19 protein-coding genes are annotated in these 19,476 nt (G+C 71.3%); 6 read left to right on the forward strand and 13 right to left on the reverse strand.

The window, feature by feature from the left end:
• Positions 1–18 precede the first annotated feature (18 nt).
• Positions 19–798: a DUF4253 domain-containing protein gene (locus IF27_RS12340; RefSeq protein WP_052849535.1), complete on the forward strand. Its 780-nt coding sequence runs from the start codon at positions 19–21 to the stop codon at positions 796–798.
• Positions 799–814: 16 nt separating this feature from the next.
• Here the strand turns inward: IF27_RS12340 and IF27_RS12345 are convergent, their stop codons facing one another.
• The 6 genes from IF27_RS12345 to IF27_RS32050 all read right to left on the reverse strand — a co-directional run bounded on the left by IF27_RS12345 (position 815) and on the right by IF27_RS32050 (position 4,600).
• Positions 815–1,408, reverse strand: a complete 594-nt coding sequence (locus tag IF27_RS12345) for a 3'-5' exonuclease (RefSeq protein WP_052849536.1) — start codon at positions 1,406–1,408, stop codon at positions 815–817.
• Positions 1,409–1,488: 80 nt separating this feature from the next.
• On the reverse strand, positions 1,489–1,776 hold the full coding sequence (locus IF27_RS12350) for a hypothetical protein (protein WP_052849537.1): 288 nt from the start codon (positions 1,774–1,776) through the stop codon (positions 1,489–1,491).
• 21 nt (positions 1,777–1,797) lie between these two features.
• Complete coding sequence (locus IF27_RS31000; protein ID WP_190232916.1) at positions 1,798–2,118, reverse strand: Imm32 family immunity protein; 321 nt, start codon at positions 2,116–2,118, stop codon at positions 1,798–1,800.
• A gap of 162 nt (positions 2,119–2,280) precedes the next feature.
• Entirely contained in the window at positions 2,281–2,748 is a 468-nt protein-coding gene (locus IF27_RS12355) for a hypothetical protein (RefSeq protein ID WP_190232917.1), read from the reverse strand.
• Positions 2,749–3,830: 1,082 nt separating this feature from the next.
• Positions 3,831–4,211 (reverse strand): hypothetical protein, encoded by a 381-nt coding sequence (locus IF27_RS31005; RefSeq protein ID WP_190232918.1) that lies wholly within the window; start codon positions 4,209–4,211, stop codon positions 3,831–3,833.
• A gap of 59 nt (positions 4,212–4,270) precedes the next feature.
• Positions 4,271–4,600 carry a hypothetical protein gene (locus IF27_RS32050; protein WP_110945800.1) on the reverse strand — a complete coding sequence of 110 codons (330 nt, stop codon included), beginning with the start codon at positions 4,598–4,600 and terminating at the stop codon, positions 4,271–4,273.
• A gap of 267 nt (positions 4,601–4,867) precedes the next feature.
• On the opposite strand from IF27_RS32050, the gene IF27_RS12360 reads away from it, so the two are divergent.
• Entirely contained in the window at positions 4,868–6,340 is a 1,473-nt protein-coding gene (locus tag IF27_RS12360) for an O-antigen polymerase (protein WP_223291026.1), read from the forward strand.
• A 4-nt stretch (positions 6,341–6,344) separates the two neighbouring features.
• Here the strand turns inward: IF27_RS12360 and IF27_RS12365 are convergent, their stop codons facing one another.
• The 3 genes from IF27_RS12365 to IF27_RS12375 form a co-directional block, all read right to left on the reverse strand.
• On the reverse strand, positions 6,345–7,526 hold the full coding sequence (locus IF27_RS12365; protein WP_052849593.1) for an MATE family efflux transporter: 1,182 nt from the start codon (positions 7,524–7,526) through the stop codon (positions 6,345–6,347).
• 110 nt (positions 7,527–7,636) lie between these two features.
• On the reverse strand, positions 7,637–9,400 hold the full coding sequence (locus IF27_RS12370) for a lipopolysaccharide biosynthesis protein (protein ID WP_052849539.1): 1,764 nt from the start codon (positions 9,398–9,400) through the stop codon (positions 7,637–7,639).
• Positions 9,397–10,719: a glycosyltransferase gene (locus IF27_RS12375; protein ID WP_052849594.1), complete on the reverse strand. Its 1,323-nt coding sequence runs from the start codon at positions 10,717–10,719 to the stop codon at positions 9,397–9,399. The genes IF27_RS12370 and IF27_RS12375 overlap by 4 nt, the downstream gene beginning before the upstream one ends.
• 203 nt (positions 10,720–10,922) lie before the next feature.
• On the opposite strand from IF27_RS12375, the gene IF27_RS12380 reads away from it, so the two are divergent.
• Entirely contained in the window at positions 10,923–11,447 is a 525-nt protein-coding gene (locus IF27_RS12380) for an FAD synthase family protein (protein WP_110945803.1), read from the forward strand.
• Here IF27_RS12380 and IF27_RS12385 read toward each other — a convergent pair.
• The gene (locus tag IF27_RS12385; protein WP_223291027.1) at positions 11,342–12,130 is read right to left on the reverse strand and encodes a CDP-alcohol phosphatidyltransferase family protein; all 789 of its coding nucleotides are present in this window, start codon (positions 12,128–12,130) and stop codon (positions 11,342–11,344) included. The genes IF27_RS12380 and IF27_RS12385 overlap by 106 nt on opposite strands.
• Before the next feature lie 97 nt (positions 12,131–12,227).
• Between IF27_RS12385 and IF27_RS12390 the strand changes: the two genes are divergently transcribed.
• Entirely contained in the window at positions 12,228–13,202 is a 975-nt protein-coding gene (locus tag IF27_RS12390) for an SCO2278 family lipoprotein (protein ID WP_052849541.1), read from the forward strand.
• 36 nt (positions 13,203–13,238) lie between these two features.
• Here IF27_RS12390 and IF27_RS12395 read toward each other — a convergent pair whose 3' ends face one another.
• Complete coding sequence (locus tag IF27_RS12395) at positions 13,239–13,955, reverse strand: bifunctional DNA primase/polymerase (RefSeq protein ID WP_052849542.1); 717 nt, start codon at positions 13,953–13,955, stop codon at positions 13,239–13,241.
• Between the two features lie 270 nt (positions 13,956–14,225).
• Positions 14,226–15,593: a multidrug effflux MFS transporter gene (locus IF27_RS12400; protein ID WP_052849543.1), complete on the reverse strand. Its 1,368-nt coding sequence runs from the start codon at positions 15,591–15,593 to the stop codon at positions 14,226–14,228.
• A 605-nt stretch (positions 15,594–16,198) separates the two neighbouring features.
• Here IF27_RS12400 and IF27_RS12405 point away from each other — a divergent pair.
• Positions 16,199–17,161 (forward strand): YihY/virulence factor BrkB family protein, encoded by a 963-nt coding sequence (locus tag IF27_RS12405; RefSeq protein ID WP_052849544.1) that lies wholly within the window; start codon positions 16,199–16,201, stop codon positions 17,159–17,161.
• Between the two features lie 81 nt (positions 17,162–17,242).
• Here the strand turns inward: IF27_RS12405 and IF27_RS12410 are convergent, their stop codons facing one another.
• Complete coding sequence (locus IF27_RS12410; protein WP_052849545.1) at positions 17,243–18,460, reverse strand: alginate lyase family protein; 1,218 nt, start codon at positions 18,458–18,460, stop codon at positions 17,243–17,245.
• A gap of 413 nt (positions 18,461–18,873) precedes the next feature.
• Here IF27_RS12410 and IF27_RS12415 point away from each other — a divergent pair, with 413 nt between their 5' ends.
• Positions 18,874–19,440, forward strand: coding sequence for a hypothetical protein (locus IF27_RS12415; RefSeq protein WP_052849546.1), 567 nt, complete (start codon positions 18,874–18,876; stop codon positions 19,438–19,440).
• Positions 19,441–19,476: the final 36 nt, after the last annotated feature.

Here is a 19,476-nt window from a genome sequence, read left to right on the forward strand (position 1 = left end):
CGGGGTTAGCATCCGGCCGTGAATCTCGACGCACTGCGGTCCGCCGCCATCGACCTCCCGCCCGGCCGGATGATCACGTCGGACGAGGGCGAGGGGGACGTCCAGCCCTTGTGGCTCAGCGACGAACCGCCCGCCATGAACCTGTGGGGCCGCATACGGGCGGCGCACGCGGACACCGGCCTGTGGCCGCTCCTGCTCCTCCCCCTCGACCGGGACGACGACTTCCGTCCGTGGGCGACGGGCGAGCTGTTCCCCGAGAACGTCTCCTCGCCCGGGGACCACGACGCCGCCGCGCTGCTGACCGAGTGGTGGGGGAACCACATCTCCACGGAGGAGGACAGCGCCCCCGCCACCGCGCCCTTCGGACGCGACTGGCCGGGCCTCGCGCAGACCTCTCCCGGCACCGAGGCACCGGACGTACTGGCCGCCGAGTACGCGCTCGCGTTCGCCTCGTTCCAGCCGGAGGCGCGGCTGGGCCTCGTCGCCGCCCCGCGCGGGGCCGACGCACTCGCCGCCGTCGGCTGGGACGGCCCGGTCAACTACGCCGGTGACACCGGCAAGTACGCGGCGGTGCTGCGGAGTTGGGAGGAACGCTTCGGCGTACGTGTGGTGGCCGTCGGCTTCGCCACCCTGTACCTGAGCGTCGCCGCACCACCGACCACCCGTGACGAGGCACTGGCCGTCGCCGCGGAGCACTTCGCGTTCTGCCCGGACAACATATGGCAGGGGCCCGGCGACCTCGCCACCTACGCGGAACGGCTCGTGGACGGCGACTCCTGGCAGTTCTGGTGGGACTGACCCCCGGACCGGTGGTTCAGCGTCGGCTTTGATGGGACGGCTTGGGGGGCACCCCCGGCCAAGCCCCTTGATCGGCCAGCTGAAGAACGAGGGCGGCGATGTTCCACGCGTCGTCGTCGCCCCGGTGGTGGCGGCCTTCCAACGGGAGTTCCGCGATCTTCAGGGCACGCGCCATGCCGACCTGCTTGGGCAGGTCGAAGGCGGCGGCGAACACCGCCTTCGCGTTGATGTGCCGACTCCCGAACGGATAGACCGTCGAACCGGCCTGGCACTGGCGCGTGAACTGCTTGCGGTCGTACTCCCCCCAACTCGCCCAACCGCGCTTACCCGCCTGGTGCTCGGCGGCCAACGTCCCGCACGCCTCGGCGAAGCTGACGCCGGAGTCCACCTCGGCCTGCGTCAGGCCGGTCAACTCCGTGCAGAACGCGCTCACGGCCGAGCGTTCCGGCCGCACGAGAAGGCGTTGACGGCTGACACGCTCACGCGCGACGACGTCCACCACGGTCAGCCCGATCTCGATAATCTCGCTCACCTGCCCTGCTGGCGGACTCGTGTCCCAGCAAGTGGCCTCGACATCCACGACATTCAGCAACCGCGCCCCCTGACCCATGCCGCGAGGCTACCGACCCACCCCACCCCCCAGCACCCCGGTTTCCTCGCGCGACCGATCTCTCGGTGAGACCCGTCCCGTCAAGGAGCCCCATCAACAGCCTTCACCAACCCGCCGGCCAGCGCGAATGCATGCTCCCGAAAGAATCCGATCCTTTCATGAAATGCCTCCTCAGAGGGAATCCAGACCGAGGTGGAAATCAACGCCGCGAACAGTACGTGAATCTCAGACAGCTGGAATTCCGCACTCTCCCCACGAATTTTCTCGATTATCCGCGCAGCGCTCGCGCGATCGACACCGATGCGCACGATTGAAGCCCGGTCTCCGTCGAGGCGATCCGCATGGAACTTGAGCGTCTCGCGGATCAACCGTGAACAACGTCAGCTGCGTCACCCCTTTTCCACCTCCACCCGGATCGCCACAGAATCATCGGACAGCACTCCACCATAGGTGTCAAAATCAAGATGGCGACCGCTCGGCACCCCCTCTTGCACCAAGGTCAAAAGGTGCCGAGCAAGGGACCGCAATCCGGCCGGATTCCCTGAGATCACAACAGTTCTTTCCGGATCTTCCCATACCTCCGCCCGTAGAACGGCTTCGCCATCCCACCATGTCCGCAGACCGAGCTCGGGATCATATCGCGTGACATTCACGGTGATTGACGCATCGGGGCGACTGTTGTCGCCATCTGGATTCACGGCAGATGCCATCCTGATTCCTCCCGGAGAAAGATGTGAACATGAATCACGGGCCCACCACTTCTCGCGCCCGGACCAATCGGATCATCGCGTTCCTCACAATTGATGTGCAGACCAAAAAAAGGGCGGCACAGTCGCTGCGAGTGCGGTGGGACCCGCTCACTGAGTTGTGAATCAGACAGGAGGGAGAATCTTTTGAACTGTCGGATTTCGGACCAGTTCCGGAACCTCTGCCACCATCCGAGAGTGAACAGAATGAAGAAACCTGCGAAACTCGACGATCAGCTCGTCCTGGGGAAGTGACACCACCTCCGGCCTGTTCGACGAGCTCAGCCGAACCAGGTCACCGTCTCGCGTCACACGCACGACCTCGTCGCTTTCCGTGAAACCGAACGCCGCCTCGCCCCCGCTCGAGACACGCCTCACCACACCGGAGATGGACAGGGCCAAGTCAACCAGAGTGACGAACCTTCGCTTGGAGATGAACTCAACACCGTTCACGCTCAGCTCCACGTTGGCGGCGAAGTACTTGTAGCGTAGGTCCATTTCACCGAGGTCCACAGCCCTCTCGCACCTCACATCGTTCCAAGTCCTACGCCAGGGGGAACCAGGCTCCGGGAGCGTGAAAGAGACGGTAATCAACTACTGCTCCTCACCGAAAGGGACTTCAGCCATCAGCACAGCACAGTCGTGAGCCCGCAGCAGACACGGATGAACACAACAGATCAGACATCCCGACCCGCATGCCCCCCAGATTTCCGCAGGAACCGCAGACGATCTTTCGCAGCAGCCCTGATACGCCTCGTTCTCCCATCCGCAACAAGCATATGGAGAACCTCCTCATTTCGAGCCGAGTTAGCCAACTGTAGCTGGAGCCACGCAGACCAGCCCTGCGGACTGGAATCCACCCTTCCCATTTCTACATTCTCCCCGGCGAACCTTTCGAATACCGAGATCTCGCGCGCCCGGGATGCCGCGAATTCGCGCCCCTTCCCAGGCGGAAGCGCCGCCACATATTTCATCCGCAGAGAACTGGACACACATTCCATGATCTTCACAACCACGGACGAGGCAAGTGGCCCGTCCGGCTCCCGCTTGACCAACTCCAGCAGCTCAGGCCATTCCTCTGCGACAGGAATCGCCCGCGAGTAGATACTCCAGCGAACATGTCCACTCTGAAGATCACCATCGCCTCCTCCGACTCTCTCCGCCAGAGAACTCAACCTTTGCTGGAATGACCACGACGCCACGTGCGTTCACCTTGCCGATTCATCCGATGCGCAACCATACTCCTGCCGATCGCAGCGCAAAAGGCACTCACATGGAACACGCGATGTCGGCCAGATCGACAGCTCACACGCCTCTGGGCCTACGGCTTGGGCTCCATTCGTAGGCCATCGGCGCCGTCTCGATGACTTCGCTTGGCCAGGTCTGCCTCACCTGTTCCAGACGCTCCTGATGCTCATCGACCCAGTTCTCTTCCGGGCGACTCGTTTTCTTGCGATGGAGTGAACTGCATCTTCCTCCCATCGCCACATGAGCGATGCAGAGGGCGCAGGACAGTGAGGTTCACACCCCGAGCACCAAGCCCGTGTCGGCAAGGCACCTGTACTCGGCCTCCAGCATGCGACGCCCCACCGCTCACGCAGAGTCATCACTTCATGTCGTCACCCCACGCTGTAGTCCTGCCGGGCATGCCCGGCAGGACTACAGGTGTCATTCGCTCACATGATTTCGAGCGACACGCTTGCAATCGCAGCTAGCACACTGATCTGAACTGGTCCTTCCACCCGGAACCAGACCAACGCCGGGAGTGATGATGAGCGGATCATTTCAAGGGGCAGTCCTTCAGGCCAAAGAAGATCACTCGGCTCCAGAATTTGTGCCGTCACCTGATCCAGCGGCGCGTCACCAGAACCAGGAGGCCGTTCAATCGAGCAAAAGTAAACGTCACGAAAGGCGAGTGCCATATCCGGCTTTTCGGGCCCCCAACGAAGTCCCACCTCCAGCGCATCAATCTCGTCGATGCGGTCCAGCGAGAAACGGTCCAGGAAGTACCCCTGGCACCCCGGGGCGGCCTCAATAAACGACTGAAGCGAGCTCACCGAATCACCATCTCTCCCGTGGAATGTTTCTGAGTAACCTGCCCATCCGGGCCGTACCTTCACCGGTAGTTCTTTTGATTCGGACCAGGATCAATCGAGGGGCCGAGCCTCTGCACCTCGCCATTCGGCCTGATCCAGATCTGACTTCCGTCAGAGTGGCCATAGCGGCGATATCCGCCCCCGGTCTCCGAAGTGAACGAAAAGCCCTGTCCGAACATGTCCTGCTCGGCATCGGCCAGGCTCCTCCCGCGAAGACTGGAGAGGCCGGTGACACCACAGTTGTGAACGAGGACTGGCGTCTCGGCTGCCAGCACATAGTACGTGTGGATGCCCTCGATGGTCAGGTTGTGGACTGTCGCCCTCGTGGTGCTTCTTGAGACGGCGGTGATCTCGGCTGAGGCTCCGGTGCCGGTGTGGAGCTACGCGCCGACGGTCAGGTCGGTGGCGTCTGTCCGGGCCCCGACTTCCGGCAACCAGAAGGGATGTTCCGCAGTCGAAGTGAGTGTGGCGGTGACTCGCTCGCCGCCGTCGGTTTTCAGAGTGGAGGAAAAACCGGAGCGGCGAGGTCGGGGTGGTCGGTCGGTGGCGGGGCGTGAGAATGTGAGGGCCGGTCATCTAGGCTGCGGAGCGGGGGCCCGGGGCGAAGGGGTGGCGTGGTGGCGGTCGAGCTGGCGACGGGGCGGGGAGGCGGCGCGGCGCCTCCGCCGCGTGCGGTGCTGTCGCGCGCGCTGTCGCTACCCCTGATCTGCGGACTGGTCGGCGCGCTGCCGCTGGCCGTGGCGGCGCAGCCGGGCGAGGGCGTGCGGGACACCGCGTTCTGGCTCCAGTTGACGGTCGCCTGCTACGCGGGCGTCCGGCTGTCCGCGATGGTGCTGTCGGGCCGACGGCGGCTGGTGCAGGGCGCGTTCTGGCTGTTCTGCTACCTCGCGATGGGCATCGCGCCGCTCGCGCAGAGCGTCCTGGGACGCGAGCCGACGCCCGTGCTCGGCCCGCGCGGGGACATGGTGCTGGCGACGGCGCTGGTGCTGTGCGGGATGGTGGCGTTCGACGTCGGCGCGCTGCTGGCGCGGCACCGGCCGTCGTTCCGCCGCGCCAGGCGCCCCGCCGCGACGGTGCACCGCACGCGTCTGTACCTCCTGGTGGCCCTCGCGTACGCGGCGAGCATGCTGCTGATCCTTCAACTCGGCGGCCCCGCAATCTTCTTCACCAGCCGCCAGGAGATCAGCGCCGGTCTGAACGAGGCGACGGCGAGCACGTCGGGCGACGCGGGCGGCGAGGCGGGGAACGCGCTGCTGCGCGGCTTCGGCACGGTCCCGGCGATGCTGGCGCTGCTCCTGCTGACGCGCTGGCTGGTGACGTCCCGCCTGGCGCGGCGCCGCCCCTCCGTCGTCCTGCCATGGGCGGGCCTGGTGGTGCTCAACACCATTGTGAACAACCCGGTGTCCAACCCGCGTTACTGGTTCCTGACCGTGCTGTTCGCCCTGCTGTTCACGGTGTTCCCGCGCAGCCCGGTGATGTACCGGGCCGCGCTGGCGCTCGGGGTGGTGATTGCGCTGCTCGTCTTCCCGTTCACCGACCGGTTCCGCTACGACGAGGACGGGCGGCAGCCCGTCGAGTCGAACACGATGCTGGAGCCGCTGGTCATCAAGGACTACGACCAGGTCGGCATGTTCGCGAACACCATCACCTTCGCGGCGGACGGGAACGGCCACGCGTACGGCCGCCAGGTCACCGGCGCCGCGCTGTTCTTCGTGCCGCGCGGCGTCTGGGAGGCGAAGCCGGAGGACACCGGCTTCCTCGTCGGCGGCTGGATGGGCACGAACAGCGCCAACCTCTCCTCGCCCCTGTGGGCCGAACTGTGGCTGGACTTCGGCCCCCTCGGCATGACGGCCGCCTTCCTCGGCATCGGCTACCTGGCCGCCCGCATCGACCGCCGCTACGTGCAGCGCACGCTGGACGACCCGTCGCCGGGCAACGTGCTGGCCGTGATCGTCCCCGTGCTCGCCGGGTACAGCTTCATCCTGCTGCGCGGCTCGCTCCTCCAGGCGTCGGGCCGCATCGGCATCGCCGTCCTGTGCATCCTGCTGGTGACGACGCTGCGCGGGGACGAGCGGGCGCAGCTGCGCTGAGCCGTCAGACGCGGTGCGCGACGCGCAGTTCGACGCTGCCGCGCAGCCACACCGCGCCCGCCTTGGCCGCCGAGCCGAGGCACAGGCCCCAGGCCGCGCCCGTGATGCCGCCGAGCGCGTACCCGACGAGCAGGCACACCACGGACAGCGCGGAGAAGACGACCTGCACCGGAAGCGTCGCGCGCGGGCTGAGGACGCGCAGGAGCAGCAGCCCGCACGTCCCGAAGGCCATGAACGCGTACTGGCTGCCGGTCGCGGTCAGCAGGTCGCGCGCCACCGTCCAGGTGTCGCCGAGGAGCGCGCGGCCCGCCGCGTCGGGCAGCACGAGGAGGACGGCCGCCCAGACGGCGGCGGTCGCGGCGAGCGCCGCCCCGGCGAGGACGGCGGCGCGGGCCTGCCGGTGCGCGCCGGGGGCGCGGTGCAGCAGGGGCGGGCCGAAGCCGGTCGCGGAGTTGAACAGGACGTTCATGGGCCCGAAGAGGGTGCTCGCTCCGCGCAGCGCGCCGACCGCCAGGGGGCTGGCGAGGACGCCGAGGAGGATGATCGCGACCTGGGAGGCGGCGTTGCCGACGCCGAACTCCAGGACGAAGCGGCGCCCGAGGTGGCGGCGGTCCAGCAGCTTCAGCGGGCGGGCGCCGGGGGCGCCCCGGGTGAGGTACGCGAGCAGCGCCGCGGTGAGCAGCAGCGCGGGCAGGGCGGACAGTCCCCAGACGAGGATCATGCGGTCCGCGCCCGTGCCGTAGGGCTGGGACGCGAGCAGGGGCACGGCGACGGCGAGCCGCAACAGGTCGCCGATCAGGGCGAGATGGGGCTTGCCGAGGAGCGAGAAGGCGTAGCGCAGGGTGTCTTGCGTGAGCACGATCGGCAGGACGAGGCCGAGCGCGGTGAGTCCGGCGGGGATGCCGTCGCGGCTCACGGCGAGGGCGAGAAGCGCGAGGACGGCGCCGACCGCGGCGGACGCGCCGAGGGTGAAGAGGGCGGACGCCCGCGCGTGGCGGTGGAGTTGGCGGTCCGTGCCCCGCCGCAGGACGAGGGCCTGGCCGACGTAGGCACCGGCCGCGCCGAGGAGCAGCGTGAAGACGGTGTAGACGACGGCGAAGGACGCGAAGTCGTCCGCCGTGGACTGCCGGGCGGCGCAGACGACCACGGCGATGTTGGTGAGCGCCGCGACACCCTGGTCGGCTATGGACGCGGCGGCGCCGCGCGCGGCGTGTCCGTGCGCGGCGGCGTGGGGCGGGTCGTCGGATGGCGGGTCGTCGGGGGGAGAGGGGGCGGGGTCGGGCTCGGGGTGTCTGGTCACTGCCTGGGGTTGCCGTCTTCCAGTTCTGCGGGGTCGAGGACGCGCAGGCCGAGGGTCTCGGAGCCGATGTCGCGGTAGTCGGGCACGGGCGGGCGCTGCGCGGTGCGCGGGCGTACTCGCTGGGCGGGCGGCTGCGGGTCGGTGGTGGCGGCGCCGTCGCGGCCGTGGCCGCCGGGCGGGCCGTTCCCTTCCTCACGGTCGTCGGGACCGAAGTCGATGCCGCCGCTGCCCCAGGAGTGCAGTACCGCGCCGAGGAGGATACCGCCCGCGCCGACGACGAGTTCGCGCACCCGTGCGAGATCGTCGCGGCGGACCTCGCTCGGGTCGCAGACGACGAGGACGCCGTCCACGCGGTCGGTCAGCGCGATGGCGTCGGCGTACGACAGGACGGCGGGCGCGAGGACGACGACGACGTTGCCCTTGGCGTCGGCGTGGCCGATCAGCCGGGTCGCCGCGGCGGAGGTGAGCGCGCGCGGCACGTTGCGGACGCGGCGTCCCGGCACGAGGTCGAAGATGCCCGACTCCCCCGCGTCGATGGGCACTTGCTCCCCCGGCCATCCGGCGTACGCCGCCTCGCGGTCGCCCGCCGCCCATCCGGGCCGCACGCCGTCCGCCTCGCGCAGCTGCGCGCCGAGGCTCGGCGTGCGCAGGTCGGCCTCGACCAGCAGCGCGTCCATGCCCATCTCGGCGAACGCGGCGGTGAGGTTGACGGAGGCGGCGAGCGGCGTCTCGATGCTGCCGCGCGGGGCGACGACGAGCAGCCTGCGGCGCTGCGCGAACGTCTCGTCGTAGGCCAGGCGGAACGCCACCGAGCGGTACTCCTCGGCGAGCTTGCCCTCGGCGAGCAGCTGGTCGGGGTGGCCGCGCCCGGTGCGCGGCAGGACCCCGAGGACGGGCGCGCGCAGGGCCCGGGTGACGTCGCCGGGCGAGCGGACGGTCGGGTCGAACACGAGGCGCACCCAGGCGGCGAGCAGGCCGAGGCCGATGCCGACGACGTAGCCGAGGCCGAGGAGCAGCGGCAGGCCGGGGCCCGACGGGCTGGTGGGCGGGCTGGCCTCGGTGATGATCCGGCCGCCGGTGGTGTCGAGGGCCTGGAGCCCGGCGATGGAGGCGTTGATCTCGGAGATCTGCCCGGTGACGGTGGACAGGTCGGCGACGGCGGTGTCGTACGTCGATGAGCCCTCGAAGAGGTCGTCGAGCTCGGCCTGCAACTCGTCGCGGCGGGTCAGCAGCGGGGCGCGGCGGCCTTCCAGGGACTCGATGCTGTGCGCGACGGTCCGGTCGGCGTCGGCCTGCCGGTTGTCGAGGTAGGCGCGGACGAAGGCGTTGGCGCGCTCGGCGGCCGTGCCGGGGGCGTCGGCCGAGTAGGCGAAGCGCAGGACCTCGGTGTTGGGCGGATTGGTCACCTGGAGGCCGGACTTGAGCTGCTGCGCGCTGTCGGGCCGCCCCAGCGTCTCGGCGGCGCGGTCGGCGACGATGTCGCTGACGGCGGTGCGGCGCTCGGAGCCCATGGCGATGCGGTCCACGGACGTGGTGGCGGCGAACGGGTCGGTGGTCGGCATCCGCACGGTGACCTCGGCGGTGGCGATGTACGTCTCGTTGGCGCTGAGGCCGAGCCAGCCGCCGCCCGCGAGGCCGAGGAGGATGCCGCAGACGATGAGGAGGCGGTAGCGCAGGAGTTGCCTGAACTGCTCGCGCAGCAGGTCGGGTTCGTCGTACGGGGTGGTGTGCCCGCGTACGTCCTCGCGCGCTGCGCTCATGCGGGTGCTCCCCTTCGTGTGGCGGGACCCGGAGCTTCGCGCACCGGGGCGGTGAGCGCCAGTGCCTCGTCCAGGACGTCGGTGATCCGGCGCAGTCCTGCGGCGCGGGTCAGGTGGGTGCGGGCGTACGCGGCGCCGCGCGCGCCGAGCGCGTCGGCGCGGTCGGGGTCGGCCGCCAGGTCGCGGGCGGCGGCGGCGAGCGCGGCCGGGTCCTCGGGGGTGACGACGAGCCCGGCGCCCGAGCGGCGGACCTCGTCGGCCGTGCCGCCGCCGGGGGCGACGGAGGCGATGACGGGGCGGCTCGCGGCGAAGTACGAGGTCAGCTTGGACGGGACGCTCATGTCGAGGACGGCGGCCCGCTGCGTGACGACGAGGGCGTCGGCGGCGGCCAGGACGGCGGGGAAGTCCGACTCTGCGGCGGGCGGCAGGAGGTGGACGTTCGGCACGTCGGCGGCGAGTGCGGCGAGGTGGGAGCGCTGGCTGCCCTCGCCCATGAGGACGACGCGCAGGTCGGGCGCGTGGCGGGCCGTGGCCACGAGGACGTCGAGCCCCTGCTTGAGGCCCATGTTGCCCGAGTGCAGGAGAACGGGGCGGCCCGGCTCCCAGCCGAGGCGGGCACGGGTGCGCGCACGCTCCGCCGGGTCGGGCGAAGGCGCGGGCACGTGCGACCAGTTGGGGACGAGGCGTACGCGCCCCTCGGGGACGCCGAGCGCCTCCACGCGGGCGCGGAACGTCTCGTGGATGATGCCGACGAGCGTGGCGGCGCGCAGGACGCGGCGCTCGGCGGCGGCGGCGACCGCCGCGGCCCTGCCGCCGCCGCTGATGCCGCTCTGGGCCGCCGCCGCGCCCATCAGGTCCTGGACGACGGGCACGAACGGGACGCCGTGACGGCGGGCGGTGCGGGCGGCGAGGATGCCGCCCGCCAGGCTCGGGATCTGGGCGAGGACGGCGTCGGGGCGGGCCATGCGGGGCGGGGCGGCCAGGCCGTGGGCGAGGATCGTCGCCTCGTACAGGGCGCGGCGGGCGGCGGTCTGGCGTGCGGGCACGGTGTGGCGCCTGCGGTGTATCAGCACGCCCGCGCGTTCCTCGACGGTGCGCCAGCGCCGGGCGTACGCCGGGTCGAGGCGCCAGGCGGGGTAGTGGGGCAGCCCGGCGAGGACGTGGACCTCGGAGTGCCGTTCTGCGGCGAGGTGTTCGGCGAGCTGGGTGGCGTACGGGCCGATCCCGGCCTGCTCTGGCGCGTAGTTGGTGGAGACGAGCAGCAGGCGCTCGCCACGCGCCGGGCGGTGGCCGCCGGGCCCCGCGTCCGGCTTCGGCACGGAGTTGTCGCGCAAGGTGTCGTCGTGCACCGAGTTGTCGCGCACTGTGAGATGCCTCCCCCTGCTGGGTCCCCCGACCACATCAAGTATCAAGCCTATCCGCAGAGTTGTACGCCATGTCAGCATTCGACCGCGCGGAGGGACCACCGGCGGCTATGGTGAGGTGCCAGCGATCGCGACGGGCCAGTGGGGGGTTCGGGCGTATGCCGCAGTCTCGTGAGGCGCCTTCACACCGCGCAGGGCACACCGTCGGCTATGCGCCGGGGGTGTACGACCTCTTCCATGTGGGGCACCTGAACATTCTCCGCCATGCCCGCAGCCGCTGCGACTACCTGGTGGCCGGGGTGGTGTCGGACGAGATGGCGGCGCTCGCCAAGGGCAGGCTGCCGGTGATACCGCTGGTGGAGCGGCTGGAGATCATCCGCGCCGTCCGGTACGTGGACGCGGCGTTCGTGGAGACCGTGCCCGACAAGCTGGAGACGTGGCAACAGGTCAGGTTCGACGTGCTGTTCAAGGGCGACGACTGGCGCGGGACCCCCAAGGGGCAGCGGCTTGAGCGGGACTTCGCGACGGTCGGCGTCGAAGTCGTCTACTTCCCCTACACGGTGCACACCTCAAGCACTCAGCTGCGGGCCGCGCTCGACGCGCTGGCGGCCCCCGCCGCCGTGCCCGCGGCGGACAGCTCCCGGAACCACTTCACCGAGAACGCGGCGCAGAACAGCACGTAGACGCAGGCCAGCAGCGCGTACCCGAGGCGGAACAGCCGCTCGTCGCCGAGCAGGAGGAACAGCGCGCACATCGTGCCGTAGTCCACCGGCAACAGCGCCACGGCGCGCAGCCGCGAGGGCGCGGGCGCCGGGGCGCCGGGCGGCGCGGCGGGCCGGGGGCGCAGCTTGTCGGTGAGGAGCCCGCCGAAGAAGATCATGACGGCGGCGAGTTGGAAGACGGGCGGCACGAGGAGCCAGCGCTCGCCCGGCAGCGCGAAGTGCTGGTGGAAGGTGACGAGGACGGCCGTGTGCAGCGCGGTGATCTTCGCGCAGTCCACGGCGTGGTCCAGCCACTCGCCCGCCGGGCTGGACGTGCCGCGCAGCCGCGCGAGTTGGCCGTCGGCCGCGTCGAGCGCGAAGCCGAGGACGAGCGCGGCCCACACGCACAACGCCAGGGGCCAGGACGGCGGGACGAGCGCGAGCGCCGCGATCCCGGCGAAGCTGACGAGGGCGCTGAGCGCCGTCACCTGGTTCGGCGTGCGCCCGGCGCGGTACGCGGCGGCGGCGAACACGCGGCCCACCGGGCGGTTCACGTACCGGGAGTAGAGGGAGACGCCCTTGCTGGTCTTCTGTGCCTCGCGCAGCCGCGTGAGCGCGGCGCGGAAGGTCATGGTCGCGTCCCCGCCGGTCCCCACCCCTGCCATGGCCGCATCATGTCATGACGCCCCGTCGGTGCAGCCGCGTTCCGCCGGAGTGGATACGATGCGTGCGCCGGTAAGGATCGACGGGGAGGGGCCCACCATGCGGCTGCGAGCGCGGCTGGCGAAGACCACGGCGGGACTGCTGACGTCCCTCACGCTGGCGGCCGGGCTGTCGGGCTGCGTGACGGTGCACGGCGAGGAGGCCGTGGTCCCGGCGGCCACCGACGAGGAGGCGCGCGCCGCGCTGGACCGGTACGTCGAGATCAGCAACGAGGCGAAGCGCGTCTACGACGCCGAGCAGAACCGCACCATCGAGAGCGGCGGCCTGGGCGCCATCGACTTCGCGGGCATCTCGGCCCGCGCCGAGGTCTCGCCCGAGGGGGACGAGGACTTCGACCCGCTGGCCGTCTCCGACACGCGGTTCCACATCCCGCAGCAGGCGGGCTGGCCCAAGTTCTTCGTCGCGGACACGGCGACCAACCAGGGGCGCAACCGCTGGCTGATGTTCTTCACGCGCTCGGGGATCGACGAGGACTGGCGCGTCTCCTACCTGTCCTCGATGCCCGCCGCCGACCTGCCGCGGTTCGCCGAGGACGAGGACGGCCACCTGGAGGACATACCGGTCGGCGCGGACGACGAGGGCCTCGTCCTGCCGCCCGCCGAGCTGAGCTCGGCGTACAGCGTGTATCTCCAGAGCGGCGAGGGGCCGTTCGCGGAGGGCCCCTACACCAGTGAGACGCGCGCGGCCCGCGACGCGGTGAACAACGACCCGGCCTCGCTCACGGAGTTCCGCGACGAGCCCGCGGAGGACGCCGAGTACGCGCCGCTGGCGATGCGGACGGTGGACGGGGACGCGTTCGTGATGTTCACGTCGCTGCACGACCAGCGGCAGACCGTCGCCGAGGGCGAGGAGATCGAGGTCAACGAGCTGACAGCCGCGCTGATGGAGGGCGAGGCGCGGACGTCGCTGACGCTGGACATGGTCGCCATACAGGCCGCGCTCGTCCCGGCGGGCGAGGGGCGGATCCAGCTGCTCACGCAGATGAAGGACGCCGTCGCGATCACCGGCGAGTGACGCGGACGTACGGCCAGGCCGCGGCCTGGCCGTACGTCACCAGGCGTGGGCCTGCTCCGGCTGGGCCGCCAGGTGCTCGGCGCAGGCGTCCGTGAGGGCTTCGAGGAGCGTCAGCGGCTCGGGGAGCGGGCGCTCGGGGCCCTGGAGCCAACGGACGCCGCCGGTGCCCGCCGGGGGGACGCGGGACGGCGGCAGGAGGACGTAGCTGCCCCGGCAGTGCCAGCGCAGGCCCGGGTGCTCGTCCATGGTCTCGGGGTGGCAGTCGAGTTCGCAGGGCCACCACTCGTCCTCGTCGTCCGGGGTGCCGCGCGTGGCGGTGAAGAACAGGACGCGGTCCGGGTCGGCGACGGCGACGGGGCCCGGCTCGATGCCCTCGGCGGCGAGGCGGGCGAGGGCGGCGTACCCGGCGGGCGCGGGGACGTCGAGGACGTCGTGGGCGGCGCCGGTGGCGGTGACGAAGTTGGCGAGCGGGTCGGCGTTCAGCCAGCGGATGATCTGCTCGGGGTCCGTCGTGGCCTGCGTCTGCCAGGCGAGCGAGACGGGGTGGCGTCCCGGGGTGGGACAGCCGATGCGGTCGCAGGAACAGCCGTAGCCCTGCGGGTGGGCGGCGGGCGCGACCGGGAACCCGGCGGTCGCCACCGCGAGCAGCAGTTCCTCACGTGCCCGCGCGGCGGCGGCCCCGGCCGCGGCCTGGCGGTCCGCCCGGCGCAGCCACCGGGGGATGATCCTGCTCTCGCGGCTCTCGCGTCCCATACTCCCCCTACCACCTCACTGGTGTCCGGCCCGTCGAGCCTTGGAGCGTCGGGACCGGGGCTTTTATTCCGCCGTGCCGGGCAATCCTGCCCTGTGGCGTGCCTTGATGGGTAATCGGGAGGTGCGTGCCGTACGCGCACGGTACGCACCTCCGTCACAGGTCGATCACTTTCCGCATCCGATCGCGGCAACAACCGGTACCGGAGCGTTCACACTGTGGTCGTCGGCCGGTCGTCCACCGGGCCGCCGACCGGTTCACGGTGGCGCGTGTCACATCCCGGCCGGTGCGACGGCCCGCCGTCCGCCGCTCCGCCGGGCGCGGCGGGGGCGGCACAGGAGGACGAAGCACAGGCTCGCCAGCAGCGCGGAGACGAGCTGGACGACGGCCATGGGCACGGCCGTGCCCTCCCCCGCGACGCCGACGAGCGGGGAGGCGATCGCGCCGACGAAGAAGGCGGACGCCCCCAGCAGCGCAGAGGCGGACCCCGCCGCGTGTCCCGCGCGGTCGAGCCCTTCCGAGTTGGCGTTGGGCAGGACCAGGGGCATGCAGGCCATGAGGACGAACAGCCCGGCGGAGACGGGCAGCAGGCCGACGTCGCCGAACAGGCCGGACGTCAGCAGCAGCAGCGCCACGCTGTCGGCGACGATGAGCGCGAGCCCGACGCCCATCACCCGCTGCGCGGGGACGCGGCCGACGAACACCTTCCCGTTGACCTGGCTCATGACGACCATGCCGATGGAGTTCGCCATGAACAGCAGGCTGAACGTCTGCGGCGAGGCGCCGTGGATCTCCTGGATCACGAAGGGCGACGCCGACACGTAGGCGAACAGCGCGGCGAACGTCAGCCCGCCGACGAGGAGATGGCCGGTGAAGACGCGGTCGCGGAACAGCCCGCGCATGTCCCGCAGCGCGGGTCTGACGCCACCGGACGTGCGCCGCTCGGCGGGCAGCGTCTCGGGCAGCCAGCGGAAGACGACGGCGACGAGGACGGCGCCGATCACGGCGAGGACGACGAAGATGCCGCGCCAGTCGGTGAAGCGCATCAACTGGCCGCCGAAGACGGGCGCGAGGATCGGCGCGAGCCCGGAGACCAGCATCAGCGAGGAGAAGAACCTGGCCATGGCGACGCCGTCGAACAGGTCGCGGACGACGGCGCGCGCGATGACGATGCCCGCGGAGCCCGCGAGGCCCTGGGCGAAGCGGAAGGCCGTCAGCGTCTCGACGTTCGGGGCGACGGCGCAGGCGGCCGAGGCGAGGACGTAGCCGCTCATGCCGCACAGCAGCGGCCAGCGGCGGCCGAGCTGGTCGCTCATCGGGCCGACGACCAACTGGCCGAGCCCGAGGCCGAGGAGGCAGGCGGTGAGGGTCAACTGCGCGGTGGACGCGCTGGTGTGCAGCGCGTCGCCGACCTCGGGGAGCGCCGGGAGGTAGGTGTCGAGCGAGAGCGGCGGCAGCGCGGACAGGCTGCCGAGGATGAGGGTGAGCAGCAGTCCGGCCCGCTGCCGGCGCGAGAGCTGGGGTGCTCCTGCGGCGCCTGCGCTGGCGGGCCGGGGTGGGGAGGGGACTGCGGTACGGGGGGTGTTCTGGGGGGTGACGGGGACGGGGACGGCCGCCGCGGGTTGGCCGGGCTGTTGCATGCACCTCTCCGGTACTCGGAATGAACGACCCGATCATCCCATGATCTGACCGGCCAACCCCAGGGGTTTACCGCCCCCGCGCGCATGGCGCTCACCACACCGGGGCGACGGCCTCACGCCCCGGCCCGGGCGGATGGGAGCATGGGCCCGTTACGGCTCGGGACCGGGAGAGTGCGATGCAGCCGCAGGACGGGCGGGACGGCCACGACGGGTGGGAGCCGCGGGACGGCCGGGACGGACGGGCCCCCGGGTAGCGCGCGGGGCGCCACGCGCGCCCCCGGCGTACGTCGCCCGCACGGGCGGTCGCGCCCGCTCCCCGCGTCACCCGTTGGAGGGGCGTGCGGCCATGTCCGCGACGGGGGCGGGCAGAAGACGCCGGGTGCGCCCACAGGGACTTCCCCAGGCCGCGCCGGGGGCGCCCCGGGGCGGGGGGACACCGCGCGCGGGACGCGCCCGCCACCGCCGTCCGGCCGACCGGTCGGCGCGCACCGGGCGCGGTGCTGGCACTGTGGTCCCGCACCCCGTACCCCGCATCCGCACCCCGAGCAGCAGTCGCAGCAGCAGCACGCCAGGCCCCACCCCTCGTACGACCCGCAGGACGGACCGTGACCGCCACTCCCTCCCCCATCCCGCCGCCCCCGGCCCATCCCCCGGCCGGAGCACCGGACACCGGGCCGCCCCCCGCGAGAACGAGCCGGTGGGCCCTCGCGCTGCGCCGCACCCCCCTCTCGCTCTGGCGCGACGACATCGACCACTGGGCGGCAGCCCTCACCTACTACTCGGTCCTGGCCGTCTTCCCGACGCTCTTCGTCGCCCTGTCGCTCGTCGGGCTGGCCGATCCGGGCGCGGCGCAGGAGTTGATCAGCCAGGTCACGGCGCTCGTCCCCGCCGACTCGCGCGGCGAGGTGTGGTCGGCGCTGAACGACCTGGCGCAGCAGCGCTCGGCCGCCTGGCTGCTGACGGTGGTCGGGGGCCTGAGCGCGCTCGTGTCGGCGTACAACTACCTGAGCATCTTCCGGCGCGTGCAGCACGGCATGCACGGCGTGATCGACCGCCGTCCGCCCTGGCGCGCCATCCCGCGCACGATGCTCTCCGCCATGGGGCTGCTCGGCCTGCTCGTGGGCAGCGCGACGGTGCTCATCATGACGGCCGAGGTGGTGCGGACGGTCGGGCGGATGCTGGGGCTCGGGGACGCGGGGGCGGCGGCGTGGGCCGTCATGAAGTGGCCGCTGCTGGTGCTGTTCGTGACGGCGCTGGTGCTGGTGCTGTTCCGCACGGGCCCGGTGGACCACGGCGTGCCGCTGCGGGGGGTGGCGGGGGGCGCGGTCGCGGTGGTGCTGTGGCTGGTGGCGTCCGCGGCGTTCGCGCTGTACGCGTCGCACGTCGGCACGTACAACCGGCTCTACGGGTCGCTGGCGGGGATCATCGTCTTCCTGGTCTGGCTGTGGGTGTGCAACCTGAGCCTGCTGACCGGGGCCCAGTTCAACGCGGAACTGGCGCTGCTGGAACGGGCGGAGCGCGGCCAGGCGGGTCCGGTGCGGGATCGCGGGCGGCACGCGGCGCCGTGACGGCGCGCGTCCGGCCCGGTCGCGGGGACCGGGCCGGACGGGGGAGGCCGATCGGCCGGGGAGGGCCGGTCAGGGGGCTCGTCAGTTGGGCTGGTTCGCGTGGGTCAGGGTCTCCCAGGCGACGAACAGGTTGTTGGTGCCCTGCGGGCGCCCGCGCTCGGTGAGCGCCTGCGTGTTGCTCATCGGGATGCCCATGCGGCCGTTGAGGCCGTTGAAGCCCACCTCGGTGATCGGGCCGAGGCCGCGGTGGATCGAGCCGCCGCACAGCCAGGACGGCGGGGCCTCGCCCAGCTCGTACCTGGACTGGAAGCCGAGGGCGTGCCGCAGGCGTTCGGAGATCTGCGGGTACAGGTCCTGGCCCTGGATGCGGCTGGTCTCGGCGACGTGCGAGATGGACGAGAGGCCGTACCCGGTGTGGGTGAAGTCGCGGCACGTCTCCTGCGTGAGGCCGGTGACGAACGTGGACTGGCCCTGCCAGTAGTTGATGATCTCCTGGCGGGTGTCGAGGCCGCTGCCCGGCACGGTGCGCGGCAGGGGGCCGTCCGACTCCAGGTAGATGAACGCGGCGGTGCGGTTCAGGAAGCGGCTGACGGCGCGGTCGTAGCTGGCACGGTCCTCCAGGTAGACGGAGATGCCGACGGCGGCCTCCATCATGGTGAGTTCCCAGTTGCCGTTGCTGTTCGAGCCGTTGATGATCTCCGGCAGGTAGACGTTGCGCAGCATCGTGCCGAAGCGCGCCTGGTTCGGCCAGTTGCCGTAGGTGTAGCGGATGATCTCGGCGGCGCGCGGCCACACGGAGCCCGCCCAGCCGGTCTGGAGCGGCGCGTTGCTGTTGGTGTGGTCGCGGATGGTGGCCGACCAGGCGTCCATCAGCTCGATCGACTTCTGGGCGTAGCGCGCGTCCTGCGTGATGTACCAGGCGAGGGCGGTGGTGTACGCCGCGATGGCGTCCTCACGCTCGTCGGTGCAGCCGTTGTTGGGGTTGGAGTACGAGCCGCACTCCACGACCGCGCGCGGCCTCGGGACGCGGGACAGCGAGGCGTACCGCGAGTTCATCATCTGGCTGTTGGCGCTCGCCCAGGGCTGGGCGCCCGCCTGGACGCGTCCGCGGATGAAGTCGAGCTGCGGACGGCTGACATGGACGCCCGGGTGGGTGAACGTCGCGGGCGCGGCGTAGGCGGCGGGCAGGTCGGTGGTCGCCGCGTCGGGCTCGGCGGGCGCGGCGCCCGCCCCGCTGGGGAGGAGGGCGACGAGCAGGGCGGAGAGAGTCGCGAGCAGTGCCAGGAATCTCTTGGTCATGTGGGGGACGCCTTCCGAGAGGCTGCGGGGACGACGAGAGGTGATCACATTCATGAACTCGGAACCGTTATATGAACATCGCCTGTCCCTGACGCTAGGACTGGACCAATGGACCGTCAAGGCGCCCGCCCATTCCCGGTACAACCGGGGGCGCGCGCGGCGCAGTTCTCCGGCGGGGCGCCCCGGCGGGCGCGGGCCCCGCCGTCCGGGGGGCCGGGAAGCACCCGCGCGGACGGCCGTCCGGCACCCTCGCGCCGACCCCGGCAATCGATTCCGTTCGCGAATCAACTAACCTTGCGCGAAGGCGTTCGCACCCCCCGGAGCCGGGTCTCCGCGCGTCAACTGACGGTCTGTCGGTCACGGGTGGTCCGTCGAGAGTGACGAACCTCAAATGGCCCTCAAGAAACCCCCGCGTGCCCGGTTTCACTGCCATCCTGCCGCCCATGTACGAGATACTCGCGGCGGAGGCGACGACTCCCCAGTGGATCGCCGCGATCGCGTCCGTCCTCAGCGCCCTGGGCGGGGCCGCCGGCTTCGCCGCTCTCGTGATCACCCTCAAGCGGCGCAGGACCGCCGTCCGCCTGCCACCGTTCGAGCTGCGCCGGCTGCTTCACGAACTGGAAGAGATGCTCGGCGAGCTGATCTCCAACGGGGGCATGCCGACCGACTGGTTCCTGGCCCCGGAGCAGCGGCGCACCAGCCAGTTGCTCGCCTCCTACTCGGGCCTGCTGGCCGACGACGAGCTGAACGCCCTCGTGAGCCAGGCGCGGCTCGCGGCGGACGACTGCTGGGCCGCGGCGCCGCCGGTGCTGCCGGGCGCCGCGGCGGCCGGGCTGCCGCCGACCGAGCTGGCGGAGATCGATCAGCGCCTTGAACGGCAGCTCGCCCAGGCTGTGACGGGCCGGGCGGTGCTGCAACGGGCCATCTCACGCCTCGACCAGCTGATGCGGCAGGGGTCGGGCGCGGCGAGTTCGGCCTGACGTCCCCCGTGCCCGTCGGCGCGGGCGGGCACGGGG

The sequence above is a fragment of the Streptomyces avicenniae genome (genome assembly GCF_000719135.1).
Classification (GTDB): domain Bacteria; phylum Actinomycetota; class Actinomycetes; order Streptomycetales; family Streptomycetaceae; genus Streptomyces; species Streptomyces avicenniae.